Source organism: Bacteroides cellulosilyticus DSM 14838 (genome assembly GCF_000158035.1).
GTDB lineage: Bacteria > Bacteroidota > Bacteroidia > Bacteroidales > Bacteroidaceae > Bacteroides > Bacteroides cellulosilyticus.
In genome coordinates this window covers 128883-136664 of record NZ_EQ973492.1, presented here as the reverse complement: position 1 = coordinate 136664, position 7782 = coordinate 128883, and the positions used below count along the sequence as shown (strand labels likewise).

Here is a 7782-nt window from a genome sequence, read left to right as displayed (position 1 = left end):
AAACGAATTAATTTTGATGCGGTGCCCCTGAAAATTGACTCATATCAATTCCCCTATCCTTCCCTTTGCGTACCTTTGCGCGATTTTTCATCACCGTGTCTCAAACACATACGAAATGATACATCAGGAAAGTTTAAAAAAGAGGCTTGCCAAACTTGCCGCCCCTATTTTTATAGAAACTCTGCTCATTATGATGCTGGGTGCTGTAGATACCATTATGCTGAGTCGCCACTCCGATAGTAGTGTTGCGGCTGTAGGGGTGGTCAACCAGATTATAATGCTCACTTTTCTCGTATTCGAGGTCATCAATCTCGGAACTTCCGTCCTTTGCTCCCAATATCTCGGTGCCCGCCTGCAAAAGAAAGTAGTGCAAGTGGTCGGTGTTTCAATCCTTGTGAACATAGTGGTAGGCGTATCCATCAGCCTGCTCCTTTTCTTTGGTGCCGGACCTATCCTGCGCCTGATGGGACTGACTTCCGAACTGATGACTGACGGCATGGATTATATGCGTATTGTAGGCGCGTTTGCCTTCTTCCAAGCCATTTCATTAACGCTTTCCGCCTCCCTGCGCAGTGCCAACAAAGCCATTTATCCGATGTTAGTAACCGTTGTTGTCAATATCCTAAATATAATAGGTAATTACTCACTCATCTTCGGTCGCTTTGGTTTTCCCGAGCTCGGCGTAGAAGGAGCTGCCATCTCTACTGCTTTCAGCCGGGGTGTATCTATGATACTTTTATTCATTATCCTGTTTCGCAAACATATCCATCGCTTCCCCGTTGCCTATTTCCGCCCGTTCCCATGGATAGAGCTAAAGAACCTGATGAAAATCGGCCTTCCCTCCGCCGGCGAACAACTTTCCTACAGTTCTTCGCAAGTAGTGATTACCTTCTTCATCAATATGCTGGGAGTCGAAGCTCTTGCCACACGCACCTATTGTGTCAATATCATCATGTTTGCCTATCTGTTCAGCATCTCCATGGCGCAGGGTGGTGCCATTTGCATCGGGCATCTCATCGGAGAAAAGAAACCTCATGCCGCTTTCCTCATGGGTAAATATGTTATGAAGAAATCCGTCATGATCACCGTTATACTCTCCACCATCCTTGCTATATTCGGAAACACGATCTTCCATTGGCTTACCACCAATGAAGAAATCATCCGGCTCGGAACCACCATCCTCATCATCGACGTCATTCTTGAAATCGGACGTCCCATCAATATTTTCGCAACAAATGCCTTGCGTGCCGCCGGGGATGTCACCTACCCCTTCTATGTCGGTCTGGTTGTTCAGTGGAGCGTTGCCGTCGGCTTGGGCTACATCATCGGTATCCCTCTGGAGTGGGGAATCTGCGGTATGTGGGTCGCTTTCTTGCTGGACGAGAACATCCGTGGAGCCATCTTCGTAAAACGCTGGTACAGTATGAAATGGACGACAAAAGGGTTTGTTAAGTGATTAGTAGCCTGAACAATGCTAATCACTTATCACTAACCACTAATCACTTAATAAGATTTGATATAAATCAAATCTTTTATACCTTTGTCCCCGGAAACAGTTACAGAAACCAGCGAACAATTATGGATACACTATTAAAAGAAACAGTTGATGCCACTGTGAACTCTCGTTATCCGGGCATGGCACCTGAAGGTAGAAAACTGATAGAAGATATTCTGATCCGCAAAGAGCTGGAAAAGGGTGAACTCTTATTCAAGGAGGGACAAGTCTGCCACCACATGGTATTTGTCGGAAAAGGCATGATGCGTCAATTCTATTATAAAAACGGTAAGGACGTCACCGAACACTTTTCCTACGAGGGTTGTGTCATCATCTGCATCGAAAGCACTCTGAAACAAGAACCTACCCGCCTGATGGCAGAGGCCCTGGAGCCTTGTACAGTCTACCTTCTCCCCTACGACAAATTCATGAGATTGACCGAAATCTCCTGGGAAATAAATATGTTCTATCGCAAGATATTGGAATACTCACTCATCGTATCCCAGGTGAAAGCCGATTCATGGCGTTTCGAGACAGCCCGTGAACGCTACAATATGCTGATGCACACCCATCCGGAAGTCATCAAGCGGGCGCCATTGTCACATATCGCATCTTATTTGCTAATGACACCCGAAACTCTCAGCCGTGTACGCTCGGGGATATTGTAAGAAATACGATAAGAATATTTAGTTTTTGATTTATATCAAATCATTTTTCCCTGAAACTCTCTACCTTTGCGCCATCAGAAAAGAAATAGAATTAGTTTTTATAGGTAAAAGAGATTAGTTTTTAGGGTATAAATTAAAAAAGAGGTAACAACTGAATAAGGTTGTTGCCTCTTTTTTCGTTTACACTACAAAAATCATTTAAAAAACATGTAATGATGCAAATTAATTTATATATTTGTACGGATGGAAATGAAGACACACGTATCACTACTGAAAACAATATTGTTTCTTACCCTTGTACTGGTCGGATGCCAGGGAAGTTCAGATAAAGAGACACCTCCGGTAGAGCTACCACAAGAACTATTCCGGGATGGGGATATCGCTTTCAGAAGAGGAACAGGGATTACCAGTAGAGTAGTGTTGGCTGCAGACCGGGAAGGTGCTTATTCGCATACCGGCATCCTGAAAAAGAAAGCCGGACAATGGTACGTGATACATGCCGTGCCTGGTGAACCGGATTTTAAGGACGACCCTGATCGTGTAAAAATGGAAACCGTAGAAGTGTTTTTTGAGAAAAGAAAAGCTGTTAACGGAGCTATCATGCGTGTATCAGGAGATTCGGTAGCCAGATACCGGGCAGCAACTCACGCGGAACATCTTTATGAGAGCCATGTGTTATTCGATCATGATTATGATTTGGCAGACACCACCAAGATGTATTGCACGGAGTTGATAGACTTTGTATACAGAAAAGAGGGAATAGATTTACCCGAAGGGCGTGTCAGCCACGTAAATATTCCCGGATTCAGAGGAGATTATCTCCTGCCCAACGATATTGCGCAGAGCAAGCGTCTCTGTTTGATATACTATTTTTAAATACACATTAATCACTTTAAAAAAAAGCGTATGAAAAAGGTATTTTATTTTAGTCTGATGGTTATGACTATGTTTTTAATGACAGCTTGCTCTTCAAGTGGCCCGGGAGATGCTATGAAAAAGTATGGTAATTACCTCATCAAAGGTGACTATGAGAAATTTGTAGACGGACTTGCATTCGATGAGAGCGTAGGTGCGGAGAAAATGAAAGAGCAAAAGGACGGGCTTGTGTCCATGCTGAAAGAGAAAGTTTCCAAAGAATATGAAAAAAAGGACGGACTGAAAAGTATAGAGATCATATCAGAAGAAATATCGGAAGATGGAAACACCGCAACCGTAAAGATTAAGCAAACCTACGGAAACGGAGAAACGCAGGATGGTACACAATCAATGGTAAAAAGAGATGGCAAATGGCTAATGTCAGTAGATAAGTAAGCTTTTCTTTTTGCTTAGTAGAGCTCACCTTGCCCAACTTCCGTAAAGAGTTGGGCGAGCTTTTCTATTACTGGTTTTACATAATGTGCTCCTTTTTCTGCTGAAGCTTTCCTGGGATTCCCTACCCCGCTATCTATCGTAGCTTTATCCCAATGACGAGGTGCCCAGCCCACCTTCTCGTTCAGCGAAGGAATGGCAAACGGCTTGGATTCTCCATCGCCTGCTTCATCCAGATTCACTAATTCCGGATGGTAATGCATCATCACAGAAGTTTCCGATTCACCGGCATGATCGTCTATTTCAGCTTCAAAGTAGCCTTTGGGAGAAACAATACTGAACCAGTCAGTGGCTATAATCAGGAAATCCGGATAGACAAAAGCAAGGTCACGTATCATGCCTTTGAAGTTATTGCCTCCATGCCCGCTGATAATAATCAATTTACGCATCCCCTGAGCATACAGGGAAGCTACAATATCTTCCAGAATGGCCTGCTGGGTAGAGTAGCGGGTGTGTATGCAGAAAGGAAGTTCACGCTGTCCGGGATTATGAACACCAAAAGGTACGGGAGGCATCACCATACAGCGCACACCTGAATGCTCCAGTGCCAAAGCAGCGGCATCTACGGCTATATCATGGGGCAGAATACAATCAGTAAGATACGGAAGATGCAGATTATGGGGTTCCGTAGCGCCCCAGGGGAGTATGACAACATCATACTTCACATCCTTTACTTTTCCATAGCAGGATACAGTAAGATCAATTTCTCTTTTTTCCATGCTTTCTTATTTTTGAGAGTATTTGATAGCTGCAAAAATAAAGAATATTCCGACACTGTGTACTATTGCTTACGATATTCTTTCGGAGACATACCTGTATGATGCTTGAAGTATTTGCCAAAGAAAGACTGATTGGCAAAATGAAGCTCGTCCGAGATCTCCTGAATACTCATTTCAGAAGATTTCAACAGAGCTTTGGCTTCCAGAATAACAAGACTGTCAATCCATTCACCGGCTGTCTTTCCGCTCACTTCTTTTACAGCTGTAGAAAGATGCTTGGCTGTGAGGAACATCTTGTCGGCATAATAAGCCACACTTCGTTCTACCTTATATGATTCGGAAATCGAACGAATAAAACGTTCAAAGAGATCTTCTTTCCGAGTTTTCGTTTTTCTGACCGCAGGCTCATTGCCTTGATAGATACTATATATCTCATAAAACAAAGAAAGAATCAATCCTTGTGTAATCTCTTTACGGAAAGGGTTGTCCTTCAGTTTTACTTTCTTCTGAAGGAAAGAATAATATTCCTGAATGGCATCCATCTCTTCCGGTTTAAGGTGTACACAGGGCTGTTCCTTAATCATGAAAAACAAAGGGAACAACTGCTGCACCGTAGGAAGTACATCATCAATGAACTGTCCGGATACTACAATGAAAACTCCGGTAAAATCATCCGAGCGCTCCACTTGCTGCAATATCTGCTCGGGCAGCGTGACCACTAGGACACCTGCGGTTAGTTCATGCTCTTTCAGATTGATGCGTATCCGGCAATGCCCTTTCAGGCAAAGTGTCAGGCAAGACGCATTCAGACGCGTAGGGTAACCAAACAAGGGAATATCTCCTATATTGTCGAATATGGCAAAATCATTCCCGATAAAATCCATTGCCGGAAAACGGCGAATAGTTGCTATGTCTACGTTCTTTATATTTTTCATCTCCCTTTCTTAATTACGCGGCAAACATAAGCAATATTTCGCTGAAAACCGTCCGAAATCTCCTAAAAAAAAGAAAAAAGGAACATTTGTATAAGAAAGGGCTTCTGAAATTATGCTCTTACAATAAATTCATAAGCCCTTGCAATAATTTCGGAAGCCCCCGCAATATTAAATTTAGACCTTAATCTAATTCATAATCTTAAAACCAATAAAGAACGTTCTCGGCTGTGTAGGTCCGTAGAAGTAACCGGAGTCGCGGAACTCCCCTTTATCCAGGTCTTTTTGGAAACTATTAAAGATATTTTGTACACCGGCATTGAGTTGCAACTTGATATGGTCATGCAAAACAAAAGTGTAATTCAACTTCAGATTGAGATCGAAGAAATCGGGAGTATTCTCCATACGGTCTTTCTCGATATTACAGAAAGCTCCTTCAGGAGCATCTACCGGTGCATAGTGAGGAACGATCATCTTACCGGTGTAGATACCCGACAAAGAGAAATCAAAGTTCTTCAACGGCGCAGAAGAGAAAGTAAAATAACCGTAGTAATCCGGTGTACGCATCATACGCTTGGTGGTCAACTCTTCATCATCTACTTCGGTCCAAACTTCAGCTTTCGTATAGCGGCTACGCTGTGCCGTGAAACCTAACTGGAACTGCGCTTCTTTGCCATGAGCCAGCTTTGCATCCAGATTGACACCGTATACACGTGCTCCACTACCATTGCGACGTTCTTTTATCTTGTCACCGTTCTCATCTTTACCGATATCTTCCAACACGAATACATGGCGCAGATCTGTGTAGAAACCTTCCAACAGAACGTTTGCCTGCCAGTGTCCGAGGTATGTACTCCAATCTATAGAACCGCTGTAACTATTAGAGCGCTCTTCACGCAGATTGTCAGCCAGCTTAATCTGAACGCCCTCACCGCCTACAGCGGTCACATGCAAGTCTTCATCATAAGCCTGTGGTGCACGGAAACCGGTAGAATACGTCAGACGAGCCTGAAAATCTTCAGTCGGCTTATAGAGGAAATTGACGCGCGGACTGAAAATTAGTTTGTCTATCAGATTATGCTTGTCAAGGCGGGCACCTACCAACATGGTAAGCTGACTCATCTTCCATTCATTCTGAACAAAAGCACTGGCAATACGTACATCCTGCTTCATATCACGGTGATAACCGGTCATGACATCATGCAGGGAGTTATTCTGATATTCCAATCCACCGGTAAAAGTGGCCGGAGCAAAGAAACAGTTATTCATATTACCAACATACATACCACCGGCAACCCAGGTCAGATCATCAGTCTTACCATAAGCATTCAGGTCTTGCTGAGCCCCATAGTAACTGTTTCTGTCTGTATGCTGCACAGAGCCGTAAAGAGATATTTTATGCTTATATTCACGCCAGAACAGATCGTAGCTGGCACCTCCACTATTGATGATGTGCTTGGTCTGTTCTGTGATGTCGGACTCATGGGGCTGCAAATCAAACTTATTGCCACCGCGTCGGAACTCGTTGGTTGTATGATATTCCAAATTGATGCGACTGAAGTGCGTAGGACGATAGTAAGCACGGAAACCAAAGGTATTCATGTTCAGCTTACCGAGTTCGGAGAAGCCGTCATCGTCACGGTCATAGGGATTACGGTTGCGATAGCTTTCATACAAGGCAATACCATAGGAATTATCTTTAGCAACCAAGGAGACATTACCGCCCATATATTGCTCCCACGACTGTCCGTCCATGCACGAAAACATACTGGAAACTTGGAAGGAATTACTGATAGGGTCTTTGGTGATAATATTGATAGTACCTCCCACTGCATTCGCTCCGAACAGGGCAGAGCCACCACCACGTACAACTTCTACCCGCTCTATCATATTTACAGGAATTTGCTCCAGTCCATACACGCCGCTAAGGGCACTAATGATCGGACGACTATTAATCAGAATCTGAGAATACGGGCCTTCCAGACCATTGATACGCACCTGGGGAAAACCGCAATTCTGACAATTGTTCTCTACACGCAAGCCGGACTGGTAATTCAGAGTCTTTGCCAAGTCGGTGGAGTTCACCATCTCAAAAAGTTTGGTACTCATCACATTCACAACAACCGGGGCATTCTTCCGGCTCACTTCATTGCGATTGGCAGATACAACCACTTCATCAGTCATGAAGCTTTCCTCCGCCATCGGGAAGTGCACAACTGCGGTAAAATCCTTACTGACAGTTACTTCTTTTTCCTGTGTCTTATAACCTACAGCTGATACACGAAGCGTATATTTTCCGGCAGGAAGCTTGCGAAATTCGAACTGGCCTTCTTCATTTGAGACTGTTCCCTGGCCGTTTTCTTTAATCAATATAGTTGCATAAGGTATATTTTCTTCTGTTCCTTTCACAATCACGTGACCGGAAATCATGTTGCCTTCCTTTATAGGATTTACAGCATAGAGGCTGATGCAAACCACCGTAAGCACCAGCGCAAGTATATGTTTTTTCATTAATTTGCGCTCAAAAAATGTATGTATTGATAAAAATTAAGTAACGCTTAAAAAAGAACTTGGTGCATAAGCAAGTTCTGAGAGTAAGC

Annotated in this window: 7 protein-coding genes; 4 read left to right on the top strand and 3 right to left on the bottom strand. The window is 43.6% G+C overall.

Annotated features, from left to right (window positions below):
- Nucleotides 1-115 precede the first annotated feature (115 nt).
- The 4 genes from BACCELL_RS18575 to BACCELL_RS18560 all read left to right on the top strand — a co-directional run bounded on the left by BACCELL_RS18575 (nucleotide 116) and on the right by BACCELL_RS18560 (nucleotide 3474).
- Nucleotides 116-1456, top strand: coding sequence for an MATE family efflux transporter (locus BACCELL_RS18575; protein ID WP_007213531.1), 1341 nt, complete (start codon nucleotides 116-118; stop codon nucleotides 1454-1456).
- Nucleotides 1457-1578: 122 nt separating this feature from the next.
- Nucleotides 1579-2163 (top strand): Crp/Fnr family transcriptional regulator, encoded by a 585-nt coding sequence (locus BACCELL_RS18570; RefSeq protein ID WP_007213530.1) that lies wholly within the window; start codon nucleotides 1579-1581, stop codon nucleotides 2161-2163.
- Between the two features lie 243 nt (nucleotides 2164-2406).
- Nucleotides 2407-3039 carry a C40 family peptidase gene (locus BACCELL_RS18565; protein WP_007213528.1) on the top strand — a complete coding sequence of 211 codons (633 nt, stop codon included), beginning with the start codon at nucleotides 2407-2409 and terminating at the stop codon, nucleotides 3037-3039.
- 30 nt (nucleotides 3040-3069) lie between these two features.
- Entirely contained in the window at nucleotides 3070-3474 is a 405-nt protein-coding gene (locus BACCELL_RS18560) for a DUF4878 domain-containing protein (RefSeq protein WP_007213527.1), read from the top strand.
- Nucleotides 3475-3488: 14 nt separating this feature from the next.
- Here BACCELL_RS18560 and BACCELL_RS18555 read toward each other — a convergent pair whose 3' ends face one another.
- From BACCELL_RS18555 to BACCELL_RS18545, 3 genes are all read right to left on the bottom strand, one after another.
- Nucleotides 3489-4250, bottom strand: coding sequence for a creatininase family protein (locus BACCELL_RS18555; RefSeq protein ID WP_007213526.1), 762 nt, complete (start codon nucleotides 4248-4250; stop codon nucleotides 3489-3491).
- A gap of 62 nt (nucleotides 4251-4312) precedes the next feature.
- On the bottom strand, nucleotides 4313-5185 hold the full coding sequence (locus BACCELL_RS18550) for a helix-turn-helix domain-containing protein (RefSeq protein ID WP_007213525.1): 873 nt from the start codon (nucleotides 5183-5185) through the stop codon (nucleotides 4313-4315).
- Between the two features lie 186 nt (nucleotides 5186-5371).
- Nucleotides 5372-7693, bottom strand: a complete 2322-nt coding sequence (locus tag BACCELL_RS18545) for a TonB-dependent receptor (protein ID WP_007213524.1) — start codon at nucleotides 7691-7693, stop codon at nucleotides 5372-5374.
- Nucleotides 7694-7782 lie beyond the last annotated feature (89 nt).